General features: G+C 71.2%; 26 protein-coding genes. 13 read left to right on the top strand and 13 right to left on the bottom strand.

The features are described from left to right. Positions 1-661: 661 nt before the first annotated feature. Complete coding sequence (locus tag ACFWW9_RS08535; protein WP_390373342.1) at positions 662-2506, bottom strand: ABC transporter ATP-binding protein; 1845 nt, start codon at positions 2504-2506, stop codon at positions 662-664. Between the two features lie 46 nt (positions 2507-2552). Next, positions 2553-4322 (bottom strand): ABC transporter ATP-binding protein, encoded by a 1770-nt coding sequence (locus ACFWW9_RS08530; RefSeq protein WP_390373339.1) that lies wholly within the window; start codon positions 4320-4322, stop codon positions 2553-2555. A gap of 116 nt (positions 4323-4438) precedes the next feature. On the opposite strand from ACFWW9_RS08530, the gene ACFWW9_RS08525 reads away from it, so the two are divergent. Next, the gene (locus ACFWW9_RS08525; RefSeq protein ID WP_390373337.1) at positions 4439-4669 is read left to right on the top strand and encodes a hypothetical protein; all 231 of its coding nucleotides are present in this window, start codon (positions 4439-4441) and stop codon (positions 4667-4669) included. A gap of 4 nt (positions 4670-4673) precedes the next feature. Here ACFWW9_RS08525 and ACFWW9_RS08520 read toward each other — a convergent pair whose 3' ends face one another. From ACFWW9_RS08520 to ACFWW9_RS08500, 5 genes are all read right to left on the bottom strand, one after another. Further along, the gene (locus tag ACFWW9_RS08520) at positions 4674-5102 is read right to left on the bottom strand and encodes a hypothetical protein (protein ID WP_390373335.1); all 429 of its coding nucleotides are present in this window, start codon (positions 5100-5102) and stop codon (positions 4674-4676) included. Next, on the bottom strand, positions 5095-5478 hold the full coding sequence (locus ACFWW9_RS08515; protein WP_390373332.1) for a hypothetical protein: 384 nt from the start codon (positions 5476-5478) through the stop codon (positions 5095-5097). Before ACFWW9_RS08515 ends, ACFWW9_RS08520 begins: the two co-directional genes overlap by 8 nt. A gap of 106 nt (positions 5479-5584) precedes the next feature. Beyond that, entirely contained in the window at positions 5585-6460 is an 876-nt protein-coding gene (sepH, locus tag ACFWW9_RS08510; RefSeq protein ID WP_390373329.1) for a septation protein SepH, read from the bottom strand. 95 nt (positions 6461-6555) lie between these two features. After that, positions 6556-7743 (bottom strand): sensor histidine kinase, encoded by a 1188-nt coding sequence (locus ACFWW9_RS08505; protein ID WP_390373327.1) that lies wholly within the window; start codon positions 7741-7743, stop codon positions 6556-6558. Then, positions 7740-8399: a response regulator transcription factor gene (locus ACFWW9_RS08500; RefSeq protein ID WP_390373324.1), complete on the bottom strand. Its 660-nt coding sequence runs from the start codon at positions 8397-8399 to the stop codon at positions 7740-7742. Before ACFWW9_RS08500 ends, ACFWW9_RS08505 begins: the two co-directional genes overlap by 4 nt. 144 nt (positions 8400-8543) lie before the next feature. Here ACFWW9_RS08500 and ACFWW9_RS08495 point away from each other — a divergent pair, with 144 nt between their 5' ends. The 4 genes from ACFWW9_RS08495 to ACFWW9_RS08480 are packed head-to-tail and all read left to right on the top strand — an operon-like array spanning position 8544 to position 12037. After that, positions 8544-9098: a hypothetical protein gene (locus tag ACFWW9_RS08495; protein WP_390373322.1), complete on the top strand. Its 555-nt coding sequence runs from the start codon at positions 8544-8546 to the stop codon at positions 9096-9098. Further along, complete coding sequence (locus ACFWW9_RS08490; protein ID WP_390373319.1) at positions 9091-10176, top strand: peptidoglycan-binding protein; 1086 nt, start codon at positions 9091-9093, stop codon at positions 10174-10176. Before ACFWW9_RS08495 ends, ACFWW9_RS08490 begins: the two co-directional genes overlap by 8 nt. Beyond that, positions 10173-10853 (top strand): ABC transporter ATP-binding protein, encoded by a 681-nt coding sequence (locus ACFWW9_RS08485; RefSeq protein WP_390373316.1) that lies wholly within the window; start codon positions 10173-10175, stop codon positions 10851-10853. Before ACFWW9_RS08490 ends, ACFWW9_RS08485 begins: the two co-directional genes overlap by 4 nt. Continuing rightward, the gene (locus ACFWW9_RS08480) at positions 10850-12037 is read left to right on the top strand and encodes an ABC transporter permease (RefSeq protein WP_390373313.1); all 1188 of its coding nucleotides are present in this window, start codon (positions 10850-10852) and stop codon (positions 12035-12037) included. Before ACFWW9_RS08485 ends, ACFWW9_RS08480 begins: the two co-directional genes overlap by 4 nt. Positions 12038-12634: 597 nt before the next feature. Here the strand turns inward: ACFWW9_RS08480 and serC are convergent. The 5 genes from serC to ACFWW9_RS08455 all read right to left on the bottom strand — a co-directional run bounded on the left by serC (position 12635) and on the right by ACFWW9_RS08455 (position 17227). Continuing rightward, positions 12635-13771 (bottom strand): phosphoserine transaminase, encoded by a 1137-nt coding sequence (serC, locus tag ACFWW9_RS08475; RefSeq protein ID WP_390373311.1) that lies wholly within the window; start codon positions 13769-13771, stop codon positions 12635-12637. Between the two features lie 111 nt (positions 13772-13882). Next, complete coding sequence (locus ACFWW9_RS08470) at positions 13883-14503, bottom strand: response regulator (RefSeq protein WP_390373309.1); 621 nt, start codon at positions 14501-14503, stop codon at positions 13883-13885. Further along, positions 14500-15612, bottom strand: a complete 1113-nt coding sequence (locus tag ACFWW9_RS08465) for a sensor histidine kinase (protein ID WP_390373306.1) — start codon at positions 15610-15612, stop codon at positions 14500-14502. Before ACFWW9_RS08465 ends, ACFWW9_RS08470 begins: the two co-directional genes overlap by 4 nt. Continuing rightward, complete coding sequence (locus ACFWW9_RS08460) at positions 15609-16397, bottom strand: ABC transporter permease (protein ID WP_390373303.1); 789 nt, start codon at positions 16395-16397, stop codon at positions 15609-15611. Before ACFWW9_RS08460 ends, ACFWW9_RS08465 begins: the two co-directional genes overlap by 4 nt. Next, positions 16394-17227 (bottom strand): ABC transporter ATP-binding protein, encoded by an 834-nt coding sequence (locus ACFWW9_RS08455; protein ID WP_390373300.1) that lies wholly within the window; start codon positions 17225-17227, stop codon positions 16394-16396. Before ACFWW9_RS08455 ends, ACFWW9_RS08460 begins: the two co-directional genes overlap by 4 nt. A gap of 176 nt (positions 17228-17403) precedes the next feature. On the opposite strand from ACFWW9_RS08455, the gene ACFWW9_RS08450 reads away from it, so the two are divergent. Continuing rightward, on the top strand, positions 17404-18093 hold the full coding sequence (locus ACFWW9_RS08450) for a hypothetical protein (protein WP_390373298.1): 690 nt from the start codon (positions 17404-17406) through the stop codon (positions 18091-18093). A 36-nt stretch (positions 18094-18129) separates the two neighbouring features. Here ACFWW9_RS08450 and ACFWW9_RS08445 read toward each other — a convergent pair whose 3' ends face one another. Further along, entirely contained in the window at positions 18130-19242 is a 1113-nt protein-coding gene (locus ACFWW9_RS08445) for a citrate synthase 2 (protein ID WP_390373296.1), read from the bottom strand. A gap of 188 nt (positions 19243-19430) precedes the next feature. Here ACFWW9_RS08445 and ACFWW9_RS08440 point away from each other — a divergent pair, with 188 nt between their 5' ends. The 7 genes from ACFWW9_RS08440 (at position 19431) to pdxH (ending at position 24715) form a co-directional block, all read left to right on the top strand. After that, entirely contained in the window at positions 19431-19733 is a 303-nt protein-coding gene (locus tag ACFWW9_RS08440; RefSeq protein ID WP_390373293.1) for an urease subunit gamma, read from the top strand. A 9-nt stretch (positions 19734-19742) separates the two neighbouring features. Next, positions 19743-20048: an urease subunit beta gene (locus tag ACFWW9_RS08435; RefSeq protein ID WP_390373291.1), complete on the top strand. Its 306-nt coding sequence runs from the start codon at positions 19743-19745 to the stop codon at positions 20046-20048. Then, complete coding sequence (locus tag ACFWW9_RS08430; RefSeq protein ID WP_390373288.1) at positions 20045-21748, top strand: urease subunit alpha; 1704 nt, start codon at positions 20045-20047, stop codon at positions 21746-21748. The genes ACFWW9_RS08435 and ACFWW9_RS08430 overlap by 4 nt, the downstream gene beginning before the upstream one ends. Further along, a complete protein-coding gene (locus ACFWW9_RS08425; protein WP_390373285.1) occupies positions 21748-22428 on the top strand; it encodes an urease accessory protein UreF in 681 nt (226 codons plus the stop codon). The genes ACFWW9_RS08430 and ACFWW9_RS08425 overlap by 1 nt, the downstream gene beginning before the upstream one ends. Further along, positions 22418-23128: an urease accessory protein UreG gene (gene ureG, locus ACFWW9_RS08420; protein WP_390373283.1), complete on the top strand. Its 711-nt coding sequence runs from the start codon at positions 22418-22420 to the stop codon at positions 23126-23128. Before ACFWW9_RS08425 ends, ureG begins: the two co-directional genes overlap by 11 nt. A 7-nt stretch (positions 23129-23135) precedes the next feature. Next, complete coding sequence (locus ACFWW9_RS08415; RefSeq protein ID WP_390373280.1) at positions 23136-23894, top strand: urease accessory protein UreD; 759 nt, start codon at positions 23136-23138, stop codon at positions 23892-23894. 167 nt (positions 23895-24061) lie between these two features. After that, positions 24062-24715 (top strand): pyridoxamine 5'-phosphate oxidase, encoded by a 654-nt coding sequence (pdxH, locus tag ACFWW9_RS08410; protein WP_390373278.1) that lies wholly within the window; start codon positions 24062-24064, stop codon positions 24713-24715. The last annotated feature ends 31 nt before the right edge of the window (positions 24716-24746 follow it).

The following is a 24746-nucleotide window of genomic DNA, read 5'->3' as shown; positions in this document are numbered from 1 at the left end:
GCGCCGATTATCCCACCCTCTTTCGCTTTGTCAAGGCTGGAAAGACGCCTTGACAAAGCGAAAGAGGGTGGGGGCGCAAAAACAATCGGGGGCCGGCCGGGGTGGGGGTTAAAAGAACCTGCCGGCACGGTCCGGTTGGTGCGCGGTGCGAGTGCCGGCCGGGGGCCGGAAGATTTTAGTGCAGTTGCGATCGGTGCAATTTAGATGTGGGTTGAGTTGGTCACGGGGTCTCGTTGGGGCCGGGGGCCCGCTGGCTACGGCTGCCGTTGTGGCCGGGCGGTGAAGGCCAGACAGGCTGTGCCTCAGTTTTCAGGTTGCCTGCGGCAGACAGCTTGGAGTGGTTGAGGGCGAAGGGTTGCCTGCGGCAGGCTCACGGGCCGGTGGAGTCGCAGGGTTGCCTTCGGCAGGCAGCCTGCGGTGGTTCGATCGCAAGGTTGCCTGCGGCAGGCCTGCCGCTCGTCGACGGCGCAGGGTTGCCTGCGGCAGCCTGCTTGAGAGCCGATTGCCTACCTGCTTTGCCTGGCTGGTTGGTTCGTGTCCGATTTTATTTGGGGGATTTGCCCCTTAAAATTGGAGATCGGGCAGGGCTTTGGAACAGAAGCCGGTGGGTGGCCGGGCTGGAAGCCGAAGCCGCCTGCCCAGCCACCCGCGAACCCCAAGCTCACGCCAGCGAATCGGTCCAAGCGTTGTGCAGAGCCGCGAAGCGGCCGTCATCGCCGATCAGATCGGCCGGAGTGCCGTCCTCGACCACCCGGCCCCCATCGATCACCAGCACTCGATCAGCGATCATCACCGTCGACAACCTGTGAGCGATGATGAACGCCGTTCGGTCCGCCAGCACCGTTTCCAGCGCCCCCTGCACGGCCCGTTCGGTGGGCACGTCCAGGCTGGAAGTCGCCTCGTCCAGGACCAGTACCGCCGGGTCGGCCAGGAACGCTCTCGCGAAGGCGATCATTTGGCGTTGGCCCGCCGAGAGGCGGCCGCCGCGTTTGCGGACGTCTGTGTCGTAGCCGTTCGGTAGGGCCGCGATGAATTCGTGTGCCCCTACACCTGCGGCTGCTGCTTCTACTTCCGCGCGGGTGGCGGTGGGTTTTGCGAGGGCGATGTTGTCGGCTACCGAGCCCTCGAACAGGAAGTTCTCCTGGGTCACCATGACCACCGCCTTGCGCAGGTCGGCGTCTGTCAGGTTGCGGAGGTCCGTGTCGTCCAGGGTGACCGCGCCCTCGGTGGGGTCGTAGAAGCGGGCCACCAGTTTTGCGAGGGTGGTTTTGCCCGCGCCTGTGGCGCCCACCAAGGCCACCGTTTGGCCTGCTGGTACGTGGAGGTCGAACTGCGGTAGCACCAGGGCCGTGGTGGGGGAGTAGCGGAATTCCACGGCCTTGAAGCGGATGTCGCCGTGGGCGTGGGGTAGTGGGGTGGGGGTGGTCGGTTCCGGGACCGACGGGGTTTCCTCCAGGACGCCGGAGATCTTCTCCAACGCCGCCTGTGCTGCCGAGTAGGCGTTGGTGAACATGGCGATCTCGTCGAACGGGTCGTAGAAGCGGCGCAGGTAGAGGGTGAAGGCGGCTAGGGCGCCGACTTCCAGGTGGCCGTTGGCTACGCGCCAGGCGCCGAAGGCGAGGACGACGGCGAGGGAGACGTTGCCGATCAGGCGGACGAGGGCTGTGAACGTTGCCATTACGCGGAAGGCGTCCGCGTTGGCGTCTCGGAAGGTGCCGTTCAGGTCGCCGATGATCTTCTCGTTGCGGTCCTCGCGGCGGAAGGCCTGGACCGCGCGGATGCCGTTCATCGTTTCGACGAACTGGACGATGATCTTGGCGATGGCGCCTCTCGTGCCCCGGTAGGCCTTGGTCGAGCGGGTTCTGAACCAGCGGACCAGCAGGATCAGCGGGACGAAGCCGAAGAGGACCACCAACGCCAGTGGGACGTCCAGGTAGAGCAGCACCACGGAGATGCCGACCACCGACAGCAGGGACGTCAGCAGGCCGTCCAAGCCCTCTTCCAGCAGGTCCTGCAAGGAGTCCACGTCGCTGGTGAGGCGGGCGATGACCTTGCCGGACGTGTACTTCTCGTGGAAGCCGATGGACAGCGACTGGACGTGCCGGAACACGCGGCCGCGCAGGTCCAGGAGCAGGTCCTGGCCCACGCGGCCGGTGAGGCGGACGAACGAGTAGCGCAGCACGGTCGCCAGCAGGCCGGTCAGGGCGTAGCCGCCCACGCACCACGCCAGCACGGCCGCGTCGCCGTCGACGGCCGCGGGGACGCCGCGGTCGATCGCGGCGGCGATGATCAGCGGGCCCGCGAGGTTCGCGAGGTTCTCCAGGACCACGATCACCAGTGCCAGCACGGCCCACGGGGCGTGCGGGCGCAGGAGCGAGCCGAGCAGCCTGCGCGACCGCGCCTGGAGCTTGAGGCCGGTGCGGTAGTCGAGTTCGTCGATCTCCTCGGCCGCGACGCCGCGCCACGACTCCTCCTCGACCACCGGGGTCGTCGTCTCGGTGCTCACAGCGCCGCCACCTCCTCCTCGACCACCGGGGTCGTCGTCTCGGTGCTCACAGCGCCGCCACCTCCTCCTCTTCCTCCATCGTCGACAGCAGCCTGCGGTACTCCGCGTTGTCCGCCAGCAGGTCGTGGTGCCTGCCGATCGCGGCGATGCGGCCGTCGACCAGCATCGCCACCCGGTCCGCCAACTGCACCGTGCTGGGCCGGTGCGCCACGACCAGCGCCGTCACGCCGTGCAGCACGCGCCGGAGCGCGGCCTCCACCTCGGCCTCGGTGTGCACGTCCAGCGCGGACAGCGGGTCGTCCAGCACCAGCACCGCCGGGTGCCCGACGACCGCGCGGGCCAGCGCCAACCGCTGGCGCTGACCGCCGGACAGGGACATGCCCTGCTCGCCGATCCGGGTCTCCAGGCCCCACGGCAGGGCTTCGACGAACTCCTCGGCCTTGGCCACGCGCAGCGCCTCGCGGACCTTGTCGTCGTCCACGTCCGCGCTGCCCAGCGCCACGTTCTCCCGCACGCTCGCGGAGAACAGCACCGGTTCCTCGAAGGCCGCGCCGATCGTGCCGCGCAGGTCGTCCAGGCTCAGTTCGCGCACGTCGACGCCGTCGATCGTCACGCGCCCCGACGTCACGTCGTACAGCCGAGGCACCAGCGCGGTCAGGGTCGTCTTGCCCGACCCGGTCGCGCCGACCAGCGCCACGGTCTCGCCGGGCACGAGGTCCAGGTCGATGCCCGCGAGCACCTCGCGGTCCGCGCCGGGGTAGGCGAAGCGCACGTCCTCGAACCGCACGTGCCCGCGCACCGGCTCGGCCAGCGCGCGGGGCGTGGTCGGGCTGGTGATCGTGATCGGCGCGTCGAGCACCTCGTAGATGCGCTCGGTCGCCGACGACGTCTGGTTGGTCTCGGCCAGCAGCCAGCCGATCGAGTCGACCGGCCACCGCAGGTACGCGCTCACGGCGACCGCCGCGACCAGCGTGCCGATCGTGGTCGTGCCGTTGGTGATGCCGATCGTGCCCACGGCGAGCTGCGCCGCGATGCCCAGTTCGGGCAGCACGATCAGCACGGCCCACAGCAGCGCGAAGATCTTCACCTTCGCCAGCTCGGTGTCCCGCAGCTCGCGGGCGCGGACGGCGAACCTCTTGCTCAGGTCCGGTCCCCGCCCGAACGCCTTGAGCACCCGGATGCCGAGCACCGACTCCTCGACGGTCGTGGTCAGGTCGCCCGCCTGGTCCTGCGCCCGCCGGGCCACGACCTTGAACTTCGACTCGAACAGGTACGACATCAGGACGAGCGGCAGCGTGCAGCACAGCGCCACCACCCCGAGCAGCGGCGACAGCCAGAACAGCACGCCGAGCCCGACCACGATGATCGTGGAGTTCACCACCAGGAAGATCACCGCGAAGGCGATCCACCGCCGCACGGTCGCCACGTCGGTGGACGCCCGCGACAGCAGCTGACCGGACTGGTACCGGTCGTGGAAGGACACCGGCAGCCGTTGCAGCTTCCGGTAGATGTCGGCCCGCATGTGGGCCTCGACGCTCGCCGCGGGTCGGGCGATCAGCCGCCGCCGCGCGTAGAAGAGCGCCGCCTCGGTGCAGCCGAGCACCAGGACGAGCGCCACGAGCCAGGGCAACGAGGTCAGGTCGCGGTGGGCGATCGGCCCGTCCACGATCCGCTGGGTGATCAGCGGAATGCCGAGTCCGCACAGCATGGCCACGAGCGTGGCGCCCATGCTGAGCAGCAGCGGTTTCCGCACCGGACTGATGTACGGCCACAGCCTGCGCAAGGTGGCGGCCGTGGAAGTACTTTGGTCGTTCACGAGGTTGGTCCCCCTCCGATCCACCCCTGACAGTACGAAGGGGGACCGACACTCGGCATCCGGTTTTCCGCTGAAACCGACTCTGCAAGCTCGACCCAACTGGAGGTCAAGAGCCCATGACGAGCGTCGACGAGGTCCGCTACCTCAGAACAGAAGCTTCGATGGCTTTTCCGCACGGCCGGTTGCTCGCCCTGCGCGCGGGCGCGCTGCACGTGCTGGCCCCGGACGGCTGGGACCGGGTCGGCCGCACGGCGGCGGGCGCCCGGTCGATCAGCCGGGTGGAGGCGGAGGACTGGTGCGAGACCGAGGGGTGGGCGCTGGACCTGCTGGACCAGGTCCCGCTCTAGGCGGCTACTTCTTGCGCAGGAGCGCGGGCGAGGACAGCAGCGCGGCCAGCCCGTAGCTCGCCGCGGCCAGGATCGCCTGCACGGTCCACTTGCCGCCCATCCACGCGAGGTCGTCCGGCACGCCGAAGTACTGGACCACGCCCATGATCACCGGTCCGAGCAGCACGATCGGCCACACCGGCCGGACCTTGAGCACCCACAGCACCGGTCCGGCGAGGAGCACGCTGACCAGCAGCGCGACCGGCAGGCCGATGACCAGGAGCAGGATGAACTGGCCCAGGTTCGTGCTGTCCAGCAGCGCCCTGAGCTTCTCGGACTGGAACGCGGCCACCCAGGCGAGCAGCAGCGCGGCGCCCACGGCGGCGGACACCACGACCCGGATGAGCACCTTGACGGCGAAACCGCTCGCGGTGGGACGAGGTGTGTCAGTCACGGGCAGCAGTCTCACTCACTCGTCGGGTCCCTGTCACTGCCGCGCCGAGCGCGAAACCCAGTGCTCCGGTCACGATCGCGCCCGCCGGGACGGCGATCCACACGGTCAAGATCATGAACACGGCGGCCAGGACGACACCGATGCCCGCGGCCCACGCCGGGCGCTCCTCGTGCAGCGCCCGCAGCGCGAGCCAGCCGAGGACGCCGCCCACGACCACGGCGACCGGCATGGAGATCACGCCCACGCCGAGGCAGTCGAAGTCGTCGGTGGAGCACACGGCGCCCGAGGCGATCAGCTCCCTGACGCCCCACCACAAGGCGCCGAGCACTGCCCCGATCCCCGCCGCCAGACCGATCCGCCGCCAGTTCATGATCATGGACTTCCCGAACGGGTGGTCCGGTAAACGTGGGATGGCTGCTGACCACCGGAAACGCCGAACGGCCCGCTACGGGATCCCGTAGCGGGCCGTTCGGTGAAAGCTCCTAGCCCCGGTGCGACCGGACGCCCAGCAGGACGTCCTCCCAGGACGGCACGATCGGGTGCGTCTTCTTCCCCCGCTTCGGCGGCTCCTTGCGCACGGGAGCCTCCACGGCGGGAGGAGCGTCGACCACGACCGGCTCCGGCTCGGACACCGGCTGCTCGGGCACCACCGGCGCGGGAGGAGCGGGCTCCTCCTTGGCCAGGATCTCCGGCTCCACCTCGGCCTGGACGGGCGTCTGGGCCTCCAGCGCCTGCCGGGCCAGTTGCGTCACGGGACGCACGGTCCGCAGGGTCCGGTTCGGGTTCGGGTCCATCAGGTCCACGGCCGCCTCGTCCAGCGCGGTCACGGTCCCGCCGTGCGCGCCGGGGTGGAAGGCCCAGTGCGCGATGTTGTCGGAGCGGCCCGCGGTCCAGTGCATCTGCACCACCCACTTGCCGTCCTCACCCCGCCACGAGTCCCACCCGACGTCGGTGTAGTCCTGGCCGCGCAGCCCGAAGGAGTGCGCCACGACCTCGCCGAGCGTCTGCACGTCCGGCCCGTCCTCGCGGACGGGGTGGGCGCGCTGGGCCAGGTCGGCCGTGCGCGAGCGCTCCAGCAGCACCGGGTACGCGTACCGCTCGACGCGGTGCGCGGGCAGCCCGGACGCGGCGGCCACCTGGTCGACCGACTCGCCTGCGCGGATCCGGGCCTGGATCTCCCGAGGACGCATCTGGCTCTCGACCTCGATCTGGATCTGGCCGAGCCGGGTCAGGTCGCCGCGTGCCGCGGCACGGAGGCGCTCATCGGCAGGAAGCAGAAAGCGCTCGCCGCCGGACGGGTCCTCGCAGATGACGGACTTGCCGTCCTCGTCGAGCCCGATTACTCGCAGCGCTCGCATCCTGGCCTCCCCTATTCAGCTCCACCTCGCCAAGCAAAGACGTTAAACCGGCGTGCCTCCTTGACGAGGGAGACTCGCCGTGCCACGGGTCTACTTCACCCGATCTTGCCGTACATCGGTGGTACGCGCACGTCCGTTACCGGAAGGTTCACCTCCAGGAGCAGGCCGCCGCCCGCGTTGGGGCGGGCCGTGACGGACCCGTCGTGGGCCGCGGCGATGGACCGGACGAGCGAGAGGCCCAGTCCGGTGCCCTCGCTCGCCAACCGCTCCGTGCGCAACCGCCGAAAGGGTTCGAACAGGCCGGGCACCACCTCGGCCGGGATCGGCTCACCCGTGTTGACCACCCGCAACGCCGGTTCGGAGCCGATCTCGACGTCCACCGTGCCGCCGGGCCTGTTGTAGAGGATCGCGTTGCGGACCAGGTTCGACACCAGGTGCGAGAGCAGCACGGGATCGCCGACGACGACCCGCCGCGCCGACGACACGCGCACGTCGACGTGGCGCGAACTGGCCGGCTCGGAACACGACTCGACGACGTCCGCGACCACCTCGTGCAGCCGGACGGGCTCGCGGCTGCTGAGCCCGCGGTCGCTGCGGGCGAGCAGCAGCAGCCCGTCGATGAGCCTCTCGCTGCGCAGGTTCGTGTCCAGCAGGTGGTTGCCGAGCCGGGTCAGCTCGGGGCTCACGTCCGGCGCGCCCATGGCCACCTCGATCAACGTCCGCTGCACGGCGAGCGGCGTCCGCAGCTCGTGCGAGGCGTTCGCGACGAACCGCTTCTGGCTGTCGAACGCCCCCGCCAGCCGGTCGAGCATCCCGTCGAACGTCTCGGCGAGGTCCTTGAGCTCGTCGTCCGGGCCCTCGTGGTTGATCCGCCTGGTCAGGTTGTCCGCGCCGAGCTGGTGGGCCGTGTTGGTGATCGAGTGCAGCGGCCGGAGCACCCGGCTCGCCATCAGCCACCCCAGCCACACCGCGAGCACGACCGTGATGACCAGCGCCACGGCCGACTGGACCAGCAGCGTGCTCAACGCCGACGCCCGGTAGTCCTCGACCGTGGTGATCGCGGCCGTCGTCCCGGCCACGCCGTCCGGCAGGGTCTGGGCGGGCTCGGTCCCGTAGGCGGGCACCAGCTCCGCCGCCCGCACGGCGACGAAGCTGTCCGCGGCGGGCAGGGCGGCGGCGACCAGCAGGTAGTTGGTGACCAGCAGCGCCGTGCCCGCGAGCGCGAACAGCCCGCCGTACCAGGCCGTGAGCCGGGTGCGGATGGACAGCCGCAGCTCCTTCACGAGGTGAACCGGTAGCCCGCGCCGGGCACGGTCTCGATCACCTGGGGCGCGCCGAGCTTGCGGCGCAGCGTCATCATCGCCACCCGGACCGCGTTGGTGAACGGGTCGGCGTGCTCGTCCCACGCCTTCTCCAGCAGCGCCTCCGGGCTCACCACGGTCCCCTCGGCGCGCATCAGCACCTCCAGGACGGCGAACTCCTTCGGCGACAGCGCCACGAACCGGCCGTCGCGCGACACCTGGTGGCGGGGCAGGTCGAGCACGACGCCCGCGCGTTCCAGCACCGGCGGCAGCGCGGGCCGGGCCCGCCGGGCGAGCGCCTGCACCCGTGCGACCAGCTCGGCGAACGCGAACGGCTTGGTCAGGTAGTCGTCGGCGCCGACGCCGAGCCCCGCGACCCGGTCCTCCACCTCGGCGGCCGCCGTCAGCATCAGCACCCGCGCCTCGCCGCCCGCCGCGAGCACCGCCTCGCACACCTCGTCGCCGTGCACGACAGGCAGGTCGCGGTCCAGCACGACCACGTCGTAGTCGTGCACGCCGACGCGCTCCAGCGCCGCTCCGCCGTCGTAGCAGACGTCGACCGCCATGGAGAGCCTGCGCAACCCCTCGGCGATGGAGTCCGCGAGCAGACGTTCGTCCTCGACCACCAGCACGCGCATGGGCCCAGTGTCGCCGAAGTGGGCATAAGCGCTGGATAAGGCACTTCGCTTAACGCCCCGGAATCCGCCGCTCCGTAGAACTGGGACCGCGGCGGGGCCGAGATCGGGGAGCGGCCCCGCCGACCACACTCAGAGGAGGAACGCATGAAGGTGAAGTTGGCCGCAGGCCTGCTCGTGCCCGTGCTGTTCGCGCTGGTCACCGGCTGCGGGAGCGGTGACGGCGGCAGCAAGGTGGCGTCGGTGAACTCGCCGTCGCCGTCGTCGAGCGGCAACCAGCCGAAGGGCGCGAACCTCGACCCGGCGGACGAGGACAAGCTCCGCGAGTTCGCCAAGTGCATGCGGGACAACGGCATCGACATGCCGGACCCGCAGGGCGGCGCGATGCGGGCCATCCCGATGGGGGAGGGCGCGGACCTGGACAAGATGAACAAGGCGAACGACGCCTGCAAGAAGTTCCTCCCGAACGGCGGCGAGTACAAGGAGCCGAGCCAGGAGGAGAAGGACAAGATGCGCGAGCAGGCCAAGTGCCTGCGCGAGCACGGCATCGACATGCCGGACCCGGACTTCACCGGCTCCGGGACCACCGGCTCGGGGACCGTCAGCCTCGGCGGCGACGACACCAAGAAGTTCGAGGAGGCCGCCAAGGCGTGCGGCATGGGTGACGGCGGCATGGTCGCGGTGGCCCCGGCCCATGGCTGACCAGTCCGGGCCGACCGCACCGCGGAGGCGCAGACGGGGTCGCTGGCTGGTCGTGGCGCTGGTCGCAGTGGCCGTCCTGGGCACCGGATCGGTGGTCGTGCTGACGAGGGTCGCGGCGAACGCGTCGAACGCGGCCCCGCCGAAGGCCGAGGCGCCGGACACCGCCGAGGTCCGCAAGGGCTCGCTGGCCGACCAGCAGACCGTGACCGGCGCGCTGGCCTACGGCGTCGAACGGCCGTTGGGCGGCCGCAAGCCCGGCACCGTGACGGGGCTGTCCGACGCGGGGTCGGTGATCTCGCGCGGCCAGAACGTGTACTCCGTGGACGCGAAGCAGGTGCCGCTGTTCTACGGCCACCTGCCGCTCTACCGGGACCTCCAGGCCGACATGAGCAACGGGCCGGACGTGAAGATCGTCGAGGAGAACCTGAAGGAGCTGGGCTTCGACGACTTCGGCGAGCCGGACGAGAAGTTCACCGTCTGGACGGCCGCGGCGATCAAGAAGTGGCAGAAGGCGCTCGGCGTCGAGCAGAACGGCGTCTTGGGCATGGGCGACGTCGTCGTGCAGCCCGGCCCGATCCGGGTCTCCTCGGTCAGCGCCCAGCTCGGCGCGCCGGGCGCGGGCGACCTGATGAAGGTCACCGGCACCGAGCGCCTGGTGACCGCGCAGCTGGAGACGTCGAAGCTGAAGGCCGCCAAGGTCGGCGCGAAGGTCGACCTGGAGATCACCGGCGGGGGCAGGACGACCGGCACGATCGCGTCCATCGGCAAGCCGGTCGCCGACGAGCAGAACCCCGGCGGCCAGGCCAAGTCCACCGTCACGATCACCCTCGACGACGCGGCCGCCGCGGGCGGGCTCGACGCGGTGTCGGTGAGCGTCCTGTTCACCACGGCCAAGAAGGAGAACGTGCTCGTCGTGCCGGTGGGCGCGCTGCTGGCGCTGGCGGAGGGCGGCTACGCCGTCGAGTCCGCGAGCGACCACCAGCTCGTCCCCGTCACCACGGGGCTGTTCGCCAAGGGCGAGGTCGAGGTCAGCGGACCCGGCCTCACCGAGGGCCTGAAGGTGGTGACCACGTCGTGATGCCCGTCCTGGACGTGCTCCGCGCCAGTCGCACGTACCCCGGTGGTGTCCAAGCGCTGCGCGAGGTGTCGCTGCGCGTGCTCGACGGCGAGATGCTGGCCATCGTCGGGCCGTCCGGGTCGGGCAAGTCCACGCTGCTCCAGCTGATGGGCACGCTGGACCGGCCGACCACCGGGCACGTCCTGGTGCGCGGCCACGACGCCGCGATGATGGCCGACCGCAAGCTGTCGGCGATGCGGTCGCGGTGGATCGGGTTCGTGTTCCAGCAGTTCTTCCTCACCGAAGGCCTGCCCGCCGTGGACAACGTCGCCTCCGGCCTGCTCTACGCCGGGGTGCCGCACCGCAAGCGGCGGCCGATGGCGCTGGAGGCGCTCGACCGGGTCGGCCTGTCGCACCGGGCGTGGCACCTGCCGAGCGAGATGTCCGGCGGGGAACGGCAGCGGGTCGCCATCGCGCGGGCCGTGGTCAACCGGCCGTCGATCCTGCTCGCCGACGAGCCGACCGGGAACCTGGACAGCCGCAACGGCGTCGGCGTCCTCGACCTGCTGGGCGAGCTGAACGCGGACGGCACCACGGTCGTGATCATCACGCACGACCGGGAGATCGCCGCCCACGCGCCGCGCCGGATCGAGATGCTCGACGGCGCGCTCCAGCTCGACACGGGGGTGATGGTGTGACGCTCACCCAGCTGCCGCCGCCGACCCGGCTCGGCCCACGTGACGTCGGACGCCTTGGCGCACATGGGATGCGCACGAAGCCGATGCGGGCCGTGCTGTCGGCGTTGGGCATCGCGATCGGCATCGCCGCGGTCGTCGCGGTGATCGGCATCCCGGCGTCGAGCGCGAAGGCGTTGAGCGACCAGCTCGCGACGCTGGGCACGAACCTGCTGCGGGCCGAGCCCGGTCAGACGTTCGGCGGCGACAACGCGAAACTGCCGAAGGAGTCGGTCGCGATGGCCAAGCGGATCGCGCCCGTCCGGTCGGCCAGCGGCATCGGCAAGACCGGGAAGACCGTGCGGCGCAACGACCGCGTGGCCGTGGACGAGACGTCCGGGCTGGCCGTGTACGCGGCGACGCCGGACCTGCTGGACGTGCTCGGAGGGCACGTTCACCTGGGCCGCTTCGTCGACTCGTCGCCGTTCCCGTCGGTGGTGCTCGGCTCGGTCGCGGCCACCAGGCTCGGCGTCACGGGCCTCGGCGGGCAGGTGTTCATCGACGGCCAGTGGTTCACCGTCGCGGGCATCCTCGACCCGATGCCGCTGGCCCCGGAGATCGAGCGTTCGGTGCTGGTCGCGTGGCAGACCGCGATCGACCGGCTCGGCTTCGACGGCCACCCCGGCACGGTGTACGTGCGCGCCGACGACAACGCCGTCGAGGACGTGCGGGGCGTCCTCGGCGCGACGCTGAACCCCCAGCACCCCAACGAGGTCAAAGTCGCCAGGCCGTCCGACGCGCTGGCCGCCAAGCAGCTCACGGAAACCGCGTACAGCGGCCTGTTCCTCGGACTGGGCGGGGTGGCGCTGCTGGTCGGCGGGGTCGGCGTCGCCAACACGATGGTGATCTCGGTGCTGGAACGCCGCCGCGAGATCGGCCTGCGCCGCGCACTCGGGGCGACCCGGCGGCAGGTACGCGGGCAGTTCCTCGCCGAGTCGGTGCTGCTGTCCGGGCTCGGGGGCCTGGCGGGGGTGCTGATCGGGGTGGCGGTCACGGCGGGTTATTCGGTGAGCCAAGGCTGGCCCGCCGAGATCCCGTTGCCCGCCGTGGTGGGTGGGGTCGCGGTGTCGATGCTGGTCGGAGCCATCGCCGGGGCTTACCCCGCGATGCGCGCGGCCCGGCTGTCGCCGACCGAGGCGCTCGCGTAGGGGGTCGGGCAGGCGGCCGAGCCGATCGGGGGCACGGCCGCCTGCTTTTCCGGCTTCGCCTCACGCCGACCAGGGGTCCTCCTGACGTGAAGGCCCCCCGAAACGAACGCTACCGAAGGGGTACGACAGTTTCGGGTGGGCTGAGGGGACGGAAGAGGTGGATCTCGGCCGACTCGGGGAAGTGTCTGTGGTGCAGGAGGACGCCGACGGGCTTTCCGTCGACCTCGGCGATGAGACCCGGAAGGCGATGGCTGAGTCGGTTTAGTCGGCGTTGGCCTCGGGGATGTCGAACCACGACGGGAGGCGGCCGAGCAGGTCTTGGGTGATGGCCGCCGATCCCGCGAGGTCCGAAATCCGGTGTTCCACGGTGCCAGCGTGGTGGGCGCGGGAGGTCGGGGCCACCGAATTCCTTGCCGGTTCCGGTGCTCCGGGCGACGCCGAGCAGAGGTCCCCCGGACGTGAAGGCCCCCCGAAACGAACGCTACCGAAGGGGTACGACAGTTTTCGGGGATCGGTGTTCGAAGTGGTGGGAATTGTTGGCGCAAAAGGAGAAGAGGGGGTCTCCGGCGCGGGAGGCCCCCTCTTCTCGTCCGTGGATCAGCCGAGCTGGGAGACGACCCAGTCGACGGCCTTCGTGAGCGTGGTGACGTCGTCGGGCTCGATGGCCGAGAACATCGCTACGCGGAGCTGGTTCTTGCCGAGCTTGCGGTACGGCTCGACGTCGACGATGCCGTTGGCGCGCAGCACCTTCGCCACGACGGCTGCGTCGACCTCGTCGGTGAAGTTGATCGTGCCGACCACGTTCGAGCGGTGGTCGGGGTTCTCCACGTACGGGGTCGTGTACGCGGTCTTCTCGGCCCAGGAGTACAGGCGCTGCGCGGAGTCCGCGGTGCGCTCGGCCGCCCAGGAGAGGCCGCCGTTGCCGTTGATCCAGTCGATCTGGTTCGCCAGCAGGAACAGCGTCGTCAACGACGGCGTGTTGTAGGTCTGCTCCTTGGTGGAGTTGTCCAGCGCCGTCGGCAGCGACAGGAACTCCGGCACCCAGCGGCCGGTCGCGGCGATCTCGCCGATCCGCTCCAGCGCGGCGGGGCTCATCAGGGCGATCCACAGGCCGCCGTCGGAGGCGAAGTTCTTCTGCGGCGCGAAGTAGTAGACGTCCGTCTCGGACACGTCGACGGCGAGGCCGCCCGCGGCGGAGGTCGCGTCGATCGCGATCAGCGCGCCGTCGGAACCCTCGGGGCGCTTGACGGGCGTGACGACACCGGTCGAGGTCTCGTTCTGCGCCCAGCCGACGAGGTCGGAGCCCTCTTCGTAGAAGATCTCCGGCGCGGAGCCCGGCTCGGCCTTGGTGATGTGCGACGGGCCGATGAACGGGGCCTCGTTGGTGACCTTCGCGAACTTCGAGGAGAACTCGCCGTTCGTGAAGTGCTGCGCCTTCTCGCGGACCAGGCCGAACGCCGCCGCGTCCCAGAACGCCGTGGTGCCGCCGTTGCCGAGCACGACCTCGTAGCCCTCGGGCAGCGAGAACAGCTCGCGCAGGCCGGACCGGACCTGGCCGACCAGCGACTTCACCGGCTTCTGGCGGTGGGAGGTGCCGAGCAGCGCGGCGCCTTCGGTCACCAAGGCCTGGAGGGCCTCGGGACGCACCTTGGACGGGCCGCAGCCGAACCGGCCGTCGGACGGCTTCAGGTCGGCGGGCACGATCAACGTGGTCGGATCGGCGGTCTGGGTCATGTCGACGCCTCCGGGGGCGGGTTCAGGGGACTGCCTGACCGGCGCCGTTGCCGGGGCCACAAGTGTTGCAGCCGGGTGGCCGGGACGTGACGTCCGGGTGTCCCTGGTCACTCATCCGAGGACGCCGAGCCGCATGGCGGTCGTCACGGCGGCGGTCCGGTCGGACACGCCGAGCTTGCCGAACGCCCTCAGCAGGTGGGTCTTCACCGTGGCCTCGCCGATGAACAGCTCGCGGCCGATCTCGGCGTTGGACAAACCGCGTCCGACCAGCCGCAACACCTCGATCTCGCGGGCCGACAGCGCTGGTCGCGCGGGGGTGCGGACCCGGCCGACGAGCTTGCCCACGACGGACGGCGCGAGCACCGTCTCCCCGCGCGCGGCACCGCGGATCGCGGCGACCAGTTCCGCCAGCGGCGCGTCCTTGAGCAGGTAGCCCGCGGCCCCCGCCTCGACCGCCCGCAGGATGTCGGTGTCCGTTTCGTACGTGGTCAGGACCACCACGCGGCTCCGGGAACCCGAAGCGACGATCTTCGCCGTGGCGGTCGCGCCGTCCATTCCGGGCATCCGCAGGTCCATCAGCACGACGTCCGGCGGGTCGTTCGCGACGAACTCGACCGCCTCCGCGCCGGAGGACACCTCGCCGACCACGGTCAGGTCGGCCTCGGCGTCGAGCATCGCGTGCAGGCCTTGCCGCACGACCGGGTGGTCGTCCACCAGCAGCACCCGGATCACCGCGGCACCCGCACGGTGAGCGTCGTGCCCTGCTCGCTCGCCACGTCCAGCGTGCCGCCGACCTGCTCGACGCGCGCCCGCATCCCCCGCAGCCCGAACCCCTCCGGGCTCCCGCCGAGCCCGCGCCCGTCGTCGCCCACGGACAGCCGCACGGTCTCCTCCTCGAACGCCAACTCGACCTCCACCGCGTCCGCCCCCGCGTGCTTGCGCACGTTGTGGAACGCCTCCTGCGCCGCCCGCAGCAGCACCACCTCGACCGACGTCGGCAACGCGGCGGGCTCGCCGGTCACCCGGTGCCGCACCACCAGACCCGACTCGTCGCCCAACCGGTCGGCCTGCCTGCCGATCGCCTCCACCAGCGTCGACCCGCTCAGCGCCGCAGGGGCCAGCGCCGCCACCAGGGTCCGCGCCTCGACCAGGTTCTCCCGCGCCGTCGCCAACGCCAGGTCCAGCAGCTTCGGCGCGCCCGCCGGGTTGCCCTGCGCGGCCTGCACGAGCGTGACGATGCTGGTGAACCCCTGCGCGAGCGTGTCGTGGATCTCGCCGGACAGCCGTTCCCGCTCGGCCGCCACGCCCGCCTCGTGCGACAGCCTCGCGTTCAACTCCTGCGTGCGCTGCAACTGCCGCACCAGAAGGGCCTGCTGGGTGTTCTTCTCGTGGATCGTGGTGATCACCCAGGCGAACACCTGCGACAGCAGGATGATCAGCAGCACGATCGGCAGGACGTCCAGCAGCCCGCCCTCGTGGCCGAACAACCCGAGCCACGGCAGGAACGAGACCACCGCGACCGGGGCGAGCGCCCAGCGCAGCGGCAGCGCCATGTAGATCTGCGGGATGACCGCGAACAGCAGGAACGCCCCCGCCGGTGCCAGCCACAGCGCGGCGAGGAACAGCGCCACCAGCACCGACAGGTAGGCGGCCGCCCGGCCCGGCCGGTGCTCGTGCCGCCACGCCGTGACGCTCGGCCCGAACGAGAACTCCCAGGCGGCGCAGGCGAGCACCAGCCCGGCCGCGCCCAGCCGGTTCCCCGGCGGCGAGCCGCCGATCAGCACCATGACCGCGGCGACCAGGTAGGCCGCCGCGGACATCCGCCGCCAGGGGTCGCTCACTTGTGGGTCCACCGGAAGGTCGCCAGGCACAGGCCCAAGCCGACCACGCACCACGCCCCGAGCACCAGTGCCGTCGTGCCGTGCTCCCACGTGCCCGCCATCTCCAGCGCGGCGGCCTGGTCCGGCAGGAACACCGACCGCATGCCCTGCGCGATCCACTTGAGCGGGAAGAACGACGCCACCCCCACCATCGCCGCGGGCAGGACCGTGATCGGGCTGATGAACACCCCGGAGATGAACTGGAGCCCGATGAAGGGCAGGTTCATCACGGCCGGGGCGCTGCGCGACGACTTCGCCAGTCCGCTGGCCGCGATGCCGAGCAGCGAGCAGGAGACGACGCCGAGCGTGAACACCCACGCGAACGTGAGCCAGTGCGCCGCGTCGGTCGGCAGCTTCACGTCGTAGAGCCCGATGCCGACGGCGAGCAGCAGCACGACCTCCGCCAGGCTGGCGACCGCGACCAGCGCCAACTTGCCCAGGAAGTAGGCGGCGGCGGGCATCGGCGTGCCGCGCAGGCGCTTGAGCGTGCCGTCCTCGCGATCGGTGGCGACGCCGACGCCGAGCGTGATGAACGACGTGGACAGGATGCCCGCCCCGACCATGCTGCCGGTGAGGAGCTGGCTCATCGACACGCCGAGGTGCGGCACGTCGCCGGAGAACACGCTGCCGAGCAGCAGCAGGATGAACGCGGGCAGCGCGAACGTGAACACGACCGCTTCCTTGCGGCGGAAGAACTCCCGCAGCTCCAGCCTGCCGCGGGCCGCTCCGATGGTGAGGGTGCTCATGCCCGTTCTCCGATCAGGTCCAGGTAGACGTCCTCGAGGGTGGGCCGGGACACGGTCAGCTCGGCCAGGTCCTCGTGCCTGCTGAGTTCCACGATGAGCTTCTGCGGGTCCGCCGTCTGCCGCGTCTGCGGCCCGTCCGCTCCCCGCCACCGCACGGTGGCCTCGGCCGTGGCCCGGCCGCCCAGGGTCTTCGGCGTCCCCTCCGCCACGATCCGCCCTCGGGCGATCACCGCCACCCGGCCCGCCAGCGCCTCGGCCTCGTCCAGGTAGTGCGTGGTCAGCAGGATCGTCGTGCCCTCGCTCGCCAGCAGCGTGATCAGGCTCCAGAACTGCCGCCGCGCCTCCGGGTCGAACCCCGTCGTCGGCTCGTCCAGGAACAGCAGCTCGGGCCGCCCCACGATCCCCAGCGCCACGTCCAACCGCCGCCGCTGCCCGCCGGACAGCCTCCCCGCCCGCGCCCCGGCCTTGTCGGTGAGCCCCACCAGGTCGATCACCTCGTCGACCGGCCGCGGGTTCGGGTAGTAGACGGAGAAGTGCGACACGACCTCCCGCACCGTCAACTCGGCCGCGTCGGTGGCCGACTGCAACACGATCCCGATCCGCGCCCGCCAGTCCCCGGACGGCTTGCCGGGATCCTGCCCCAGCACGTGGACCTCACCCCCGTCCCGCTTCCGGTGCCCTTCGAGGATCTCCACCGACGTGCTCTTCCCCGCCCCGTTGGGCCCCAACAACGCGAACACCTCACCCGCGGCGATGTCGAGGTCCACCCCGTCCACCGCGGCCACCCCGCCGTACGCCTTCCGCAGGCCCCTGACCCTGATTGCGCTCATGGGGCAATCGTGGCGATTACCGCCCTGACCAGGGACGACCTGACGACGGACCGCGGGCGTCCACCGATCGGTGGACAAGGACCGTGACGCGCAGTCAGCTGGGCGGGCGAAATTAGCCCACCCGAGCACGACTTCGTCCGGGACGATGGAAGTTTCAACAGGTCAGGGGGCTGGCCGTGGCATACGTCCTCTTCGTCGTCAGCGCTCTGGCGGGAGCCGCGGGCTTCGCGCTCCTGCGGTGGAGCCGGTCGCGCCCGGTCGAGCAGGCCCCCGTCGTCGTGCCTGCCGAGCCTCCGCCCACGCCCTTCCGCGCCGAGGAACCGCCGCCGCTGCCGAAGCCGTTGCGGGTCACGCTCGTGGTCGTCGAGGGGACCGAGGGGACCACGCTCACGTTGCCGTCGGTCGGGACCGCGGAAGGGGGCACGTACGTGGTGGAGGACGTGGAGGTCGAGCCGCACGACTTCTTCGACAGCTTCGCCACCCGCTCCCGCCAGGCCGCCCACGACCTGCGCTACTGCGACCTCGTGGTCCGCGACGGGCAGGTGATCACCAGGGCGGCGATGCCGCTGGGCGTGCTGATGACGGGCAACCCGGACCTCGTCGACACGTGCGCGAAAGCGCTGGTCGACCCGGCCCACCGGCCCGTGTTCCGCGAGAAGGTCGCGGAGGTCGTGCGCAAGGGAGACGTGCTGCGCTGGCTGGAACGCCACGAACAGGCCCTCGCCCAACCCCTGCCGGAGATGCGCGTCGACACCGCGAACCTCGAAGTCCCGAAACCCCCGTGGAACCCGATGGACCGCGACAGGTGGCCGTTCGTCTTCGAACCGCAGCCGGCCGACGACGAGGCGGGCAAGCCGTCGAAGTGACGGCGGGTGGGGGCGAGGAACCCCGCCCCCACACCGTCAGGCGATCGTGTCCCAGCCCTCGACGTCCTCGGGGCCGCGCGGTGCGGGGCCGATGTACTTCGCGGACGGGCGGACGAGGCGGCCGGTGCGCTTCTGCTCCAGGATGTGGGCCGCCCAGCCCGCTGTGCGGGCGCAGGTGAACATCGCGGGCATCATGTGCGGGGGTACCTGGGCGAAGTCGAGGATCACCGCGGCCCAGAACTCGACGTTGGTCTCGATCGCGCGGTCCTTGCGGCGTTCGCGCAGCTCCGCCAAGGCGGCCTGTTCCAGGGCCGCGGCGACCTCGTAGCGCTCCGCGCCGAGTTCCTGGCAGGTGCGGCGGAGGACGCGGGCGCGGGGGTCTTCCGCCCGGTAGACGCGGTGGCCGAAGCCCATGAGCCGTTCGCCGCGGTCGAGGATCGCGGACACCACGGCTTTCGGGTCGCCGGTCTTCTCGACCTCGTCGATCATCGGCAGCACCCGTGCGGGGGCGCCGCCGTGGAGCGGGCCGGACATCGCGCCGATGGCGCCGGACATCGCCGCCGCCACGTCCGCGCCGGTCGAGGCGATCACGCGGGCCGTGAAGGTGGAGGCGTTCAGGCCGTGTTCGGCGGCCGACACCCAGTACGCGTCCAGCGCCCGCACGTGGGCCGGGTCGGGGTCGCCGCGCCAGCGCGTCAGGAACCGCTCGGTCACGGTCGTGCACTCGTCGATCCGCGCCTGCGGCACGGCGGGCCTGCCGATGCCGCGCGCCGACTGGGCCGCGTAGGACAGGGCCATCACGGAGGCGCGGGCGAGCTGCTCGCGAGCCACCTCCTCGGAGATGTCCAGCAGCGGCTGGTAGCCCCAGATCGGCGCGACCATCGCCAGCGCCGCCTGCACGTCGACGCGCACGTCGCCGGTGTGCACGGGGATGGGGAACGACTCGGCGGGCGGCAGGCCGGGGCCGAAGCGGCCGTCGACCAGCAGCGCCCACACGTTGCCGAAGGTGACCCGGCCGACCAGGTCCTCGATGTCGACCCCGCGGTAGCGCAGAGCGCCGCCGTCGCGGTCCGGTTCGGCGATCTCGGTCCGGAAGGCGACGACGCCCTCGAGCCCCGGACGGAATCCGTCAGAGTCTTCCTGCACCACCTTGTGCACGCCTCCTTCAAAAGCACGGTGCGGCAACACTGCTCCCGGATCCGGGGCGAGGCAATCGCGCCGGGCGGTGTCGTGGGTCACGATCCAGTCAACGATTCAGACCAGGTCGCCCGTTCGGGTTGGTTAACGGCCTGTTTCGGGGGCGCACTCCGAACGGGTCAGGTGATACACCATGACCCATGCATCTCACGCCCCACGAGCGGGACAAGCTCCTCGTCCACGTGGCGGCCGACGTGGCACGTCGGCGGCTCGAACGCGGGGTGCTGCTGAACTACCCGGAGTCGGTCGCGCTGATCACCGCCCACGTGCTCGAAGGCGCGCGGGACGGGCTGACCGTCAGCGAGCTGATGCACAGCGGGCGCACGGTGCTCAGCCGCGCCCAGGTGCAGGACGGCATCCCGGAGATGATCGAGTCCGTCCAGGTGGAGGCGACCTTCCCGGACGGCACCAAGCTCGTGACCGTGCACGACCCGATCAGCTGAGGGGGAGCGGTGCGTCCAGGAGAGATCGTCCCCGGCGCCGAGCCGGTGGAGCTGAACCCCGGCAGGCCGCGGACGACGCTCGTCGTGGTGAACAAGGCGGACCGGCCGGTGCAGGTCGGGTCGCACTACCACTTCGCGGCGGTCAACCCCGGTCTGGAGTTCGACCGGAAGGCGGCGTGGGGGCAGCGGCTCGACGTGCCCGCTGGCACGGCCGTGCGCTTCGAACCGGGCATCGAGCGCGAGGTCGTGCTGGTGCCCATCACCGGCCGCCGCGTGGTGCCGGGGCTGCGACCCGAGTGGGCGGGAGAGCTGTGACGAACATCGACCGCGCGCGGTACGCCGAGCTGTTCGGGCCGACGACCGGCGACCGGATCCGCTTGGCGGACACCGACTTGCTGATCGAGGTGACCGAGGACCGCAGCCGCGGCGCGGGAGCGGGCGACGAGGTGATCTTCGGCGGCGGCAAGGTGATCCGCGAGTCGATGGGTCAGGGCATGGCGACCCGCGCCGAGGGCGCGCCGGACCTGGTGATCACCGGCGCGGTGATCCTGGACCACTGGGGTGTCGTCAAGGCGGACGTCGGCGTGCGGGACGGCCGGATCGTCGGCATCGGCAAGGCCGGGAACCCGGACATCATGGACGGCGTCGACCCCGCGCTGGTGATCGGTCCGTCGACCGAGATCATCGCGGGCAACGGCAAGATCCTCACCGCGGGCGGCATCGACTGCCACGTGCACTTCATCTGCCCGCAGATCGTGGACCAGGCCTTGGCGTCCGGCCTCACGACGCTGGTCGGCGGCGGCACCGGGCCCGCGGACGGCACGAAGGCCACGACCGTCACGCCGGGCGCGTGGAACCTCGGCCGGATGCTGACCGCGATGGACGGCATGCCGGTCAACGTCCTGTTGCTGGGCAAGGGGAACACCGTCCGCGACGACGCGCTGCGCGAGCAGCTCGTCGGCGGCGCGGGCGGGTTCAAGCTGCACGAGGACTGGGGCACCACGCCCGCCGCGATCGACGCCGCGCTGCGCATCGCCGACGAGTCCGGCGTCCAGGTCGCGATCCACACGGACACGTTGAACGAGGCCGGTTTCGTCGAGTCCACTTTGGACGCCATCGGCGGCAGGTCGATCAACGCCTACCACTCCGAGGGCGCGGGCGGCGGCCACGCGCCGGACATCATCCAGGTGGTGTCCGAGCCGAACGTCCTGCCGTCGTCGACGAACCCGACCCGGCCGCACACGATCAACACGCTCGAGGAGCACCTCGACATGCTGATGGTGTGCCACCACCTCAACCCGTCCGTGCCGGAGGACTTGGCGTTCGCGGAGAGCCGGATCCGGCCGACCACGATCGCGGCCGAGGACGTCCTGCACGACATGGGCGCCATCTCGATGATCAGCTCGGACGCGCAGGCCATGGGCCGCGTCGGCGAGGTGATCATCCGGACGTGGCAGACCGCGCACGTCATGCACCGGCGGCGCGGGGAGCTGGAGACGAACCTGCGCGCCCGCCGGTACGTCGCCAAGTACACGATCAACCCGGCCATCGCGCACGGCATCGACCAGGAGGTCGGCTCCGTGGAGGTCGGCAAGCTGGCGGACCTCGTGCTGTGGGAGCCCAAGTTCTTCGGCGTGCGGCCCGCGATCGTGCTCAAGGGCGGGTTCATCGCGTGGGCCGCGATGGGCGACGCGAACGCGTCGATCCCGACCCCGCAGCCGATCCTGGCGCGGCCGATGTTCGGCTCCTACCCGAGCGCGGCGGCGGCGAGCAGCTTCCACTTCGTGTCGCAGGAGGCGATCGACTCGGACCTCGCGGGCCGGTTGAACCTGATGCGGAAGATGCTGCCGGTGAAGAACACCCGCCGGGTCGGCAAGGAGGACATGCTGCTCAACGACGCCATGCCGCGGGTCCGCGTGGACCCGGACAGCTTCGCCGTGCGCATCGACGGCGAGCTGGTCGAGCCGCAGCCGGTGAGCGACCTGCCCATGGCCCAGCGCTACTTCCTGTTCTGATGGACGTTTCCGGCCTGCTGCTGGCGGACTCCCGGTTCCCCGGCGGCGGACACGCGCACTCCGGCGGCCTGGAGGAGGCCGCGGCGCGCGGGCTCGTCACGGGCGAGGCCGACCTGGCCTCGTTCCTGGTCGGCAGGCTGCACACGGCGGGCGAGCTGGCCGCCGTGTTCGCCGCCGCGGCCGCGCACGCCGTGCAGCACGGGACGACGCCGTGGCTGGAGCTGGACGCCGAACTGGACGCCCGCACCCCCTCGCCCGCGCAGCGGAAGTCGTCACGGGCGCAGGGGAGGGGCACCGCGCGGGCGGGGCAAAGGGCGTGGCCGTCGCCCGCGCTCGACCGGCTGCTGAAGGACACCCCGCGCCCGCACCACCCGATCATCCTCGGCGCCCTGACCGCGTTGGCGGGCGGCGAGCCGCAGGACGCGGCCCTGTCGGTCTGCTACCTCGCGGTCAGCGGCCCGGCGAGCGCCGCGATCCGCCTGCTGGGCCTCGATCCCTTCGGGGTCAACGCCGTGATCGCGCGGCTCGCGCCCGAGATGCGCGACGTCGCCGCCGCCGCGGCGAAGACCGCCGACCACGACCCGCGGGACCTCCCCGCGCCCGGCGCGCCGGGCCTCGACCTCCTGGCCGAGGCCCACGACCGGCACCACCGAGAAGAGGTGCGTCTCTTTGTCAGCTGACCACGAGCACCCGGTCAACTTCGACCCCACCGACGCGGGCCACGACCCGCACCACCACCACGCGCCGATGGGCCGCGCGGTGCGGATCGGCATCGGCGGACCGGTGGGCAGCGGCAAGACCGCCCTCACCGCCGCGCTGTGCCGGGCGCTGGGCGACACCGTGAACCTCGCGGTGGTGACGAACGACATCTACACCACCGAGGACGCGGACTTCCTGCGCAAGGCGGGCGTGCTGGCCGTGGACCGGATCGAGGCCGTGCAGACGGGCTGCTGCCCGCACACCGCGATCCGCGACGACATCACCGCGAACCTGGACGCCGTGGAACTGCTGGAGGAGCGCGTCCCCGGCCTGGAGCTGGTGATCATCGAGAGCGGCGGCGACAACCTCACCGCCGTGTTCAGCCGCGGCCTGGTCGACCGGCAGATCTTCGTGGTCGACGTGGCGGGCGGCGACAAGGTGCCGCGCAAGGGCGGCCCCGGCGTCACCACGGCCGACCTGCTGGTGATCAACAAGATCGACCTCGCCCCGCTCGTGGGCGCGGACCTGGACGTGATGACGTCCGACGCGCACCGGATGCGCGGCGACCTCCCGGTGATCAGCCAGTCCCTGGTGGCGACGCCGAACGCGCCGGACGTGGCGGGCTGGGTGCGGACCCAGCTGCACGACTGCACGGTGGCCGCGGCCCCGGCGTCCAGGTAGGACACCCGTGAAGGCGCAAGCCCGGCTCGTCGTGGAGCGGGACGCGGACGGCCGCAACGTCGTCCGCGACCTGCGGTCCATGGCGCCCATCACGCTCGTGCCGCACCGCAGCCGGGTGCGGTCCGCGAACGAGCCCGCGCTGGTGCACCTCGTCAGCTCGGTGACCGCTCCGCTCGGCGGTGACGACCTCGAACTCGACGTCGTCGTCGCCGACGGCGCGCACCTCGTCCTGCGGGGCGTCGCGGCGACTTTGGCGCTGCCCGGACACCTCCCAGGGGGGAGCCGCGCTCGCGTCCGGATCGAGGTCGGCTCGAAGGCCAGTGTCCAGTTCGTCCCGGAGCCGACGGTCGTCACAGCGCGTGCACGGCACGAGGCCGAGCTGATCGTCGAGCTGGCCGCGAGCGCGCTGCTGCGCACCCGCGAGGTGTTGGTGCTCGGAAGGGCGGGTGAACGGCCGGGGTCGCTGACGAGCACCGTGCGAGTGCGCCGCGACGGGGGCCCGCTACTGGACCAATCACTCCGGATCGGCACCCCGTCCCTCGACGCGAGCGCCGCGCACCTCGCGGGTAGACGCGTCCTGGGGACGGAAGTCCTGTGCTGGGGCGAAGATCCGGCCGAACCGTTTTCACACGATTGGTGGTCACTCGTCCCGCTGGCGCGGGGCGGGAGCCTCGCGACCTCGCTCGCGGGCGACGCCGTGACGGCTCAGGCGTGGCTCGAGGCGGCACTGGATGTTCACCCTGGATGGCGTTCCCGTGTCGGCTGATCATCTGACTCGATCACGTTCGCGATTCAGAAGAATTGATCACACGCACAGTGACCATCCAGGTGGGACGGATCACCAGCCAGGCGGTTCCGCACAGGGCCCGGAACCCGTACGGTCGCCACCCACGGGGTGCCACGAGTGCCTGTTCTCCCAGGGAGGTTTCGCCGATGTCGGAGACGAACATCGCACTGCCGTCCATGCGCGTGTCGTACGAACAGGGCTCGCTGACGGAAGACGATCTCGCCACCACGTGGCACGAGCAGTTGCAGCTGTGGCTGGACCAGGCGACCGGCGCCGGACTGCCCGAGCCCAACGCGATGGTGCTCGCCACCGCGGACACGGAGGGGCGCCCGTCGTCCCGCACGGTCCTGGCCAAGGGACTGGACGTCCGCGGGCTGGTCTTCTTCACGAACTACACCTCCTCCAAGAGCCACGACCTGATGGCCACGCGCTACGCCTCGGCCACGTTCCCGTGGTTCGCCATGCAGCGGCAGGCGCACGTGCGCGGCACGGTCGAGAAGGTCGGTCCGGTGGAGACCGCGGAGTACTGGAACAGCCGCCCGCGCGGCTCCCAGATGGGCGCGTGGGCGTCCCCGCAGTCGCGGGTCGTGTCGGGTCGCTCCACTTTGGAGAGTGCCCTGCACAAGATCGAGCGCCAGTTCGCCGACTCCGAGCGAGTACCGGTACCCCCGCACTGGGGTGGCTGGCGCATCCGCCCGGAGGAGGTCGAGTTCTGGCAGGGCCGTCGGGACCGGATGCACGACCGGCTCCGCTTCCGCCTCGGCCGCGACGGCTGGGAGTTGCAGCGCGTAGCGCCGTGACCTGTGCGACTTCACCCGCTCACGACTCGTT

The sequence above is a fragment of the Umezawaea sp. NPDC059074 genome (genome assembly GCF_042738955.1).
In the GTDB taxonomy this organism is placed as follows: Bacteria; Actinomycetota; Actinomycetes; order Mycobacteriales; family Pseudonocardiaceae; genus Umezawaea.
Note: the sequence above shows the minus strand (reverse complement) of the source record. Positions and strands in the feature narration are given on the sequence as shown.